The organism is Microbacterium sp. H6 (assembly GCF_003314775.1).
Lineage (GTDB): Bacteria > Actinomycetota > Actinomycetes > Actinomycetales > Microbacteriaceae > Microbacterium > Microbacterium oxydans.
In genome coordinates this window covers 37,810-38,067 of the sequence record NZ_QOAY01000187.1, presented here as the reverse complement: position 1 = coordinate 38,067, position 258 = coordinate 37,810, and the positions used below count along the sequence as shown (strand labels likewise).

The following is a 258-nucleotide window of genomic DNA, read 5'->3' as shown; positions in this document are numbered from 1 at the left end:
AGCGACCCAGAGTGGGGAATTTCGATGAGCAGAACCGAGGAATTTCAGTGAGCGCCGTCACGGCCTCATTTCGATCATCCTTGCCATCCTCGGATTCGCGCTCGCCGTCGTTCCGCTCCTGGGGGTCGTCGGATGGCCGCTGCTTGTCGCCGCGCTCGTCCTCGCCATTATCGGACTGACCCGGAAGGGCCAGAGGAAGGGGACGAGTATCGCCGGTCTTGCGCTTTCGGTTGTGGCGATGATCGCCGCCCCTGTCAT

The 258-nt window shown here is 62.4% G+C and carries 1 protein-coding gene; it reads right to left on the bottom strand.

Annotated elements, in window-relative coordinates:
* A partial coding sequence (locus DSP71_RS22720; RefSeq protein ID WP_220151112.1) for a hypothetical protein occupies nt 1-258 on the bottom strand: 258 nt, incomplete at both ends.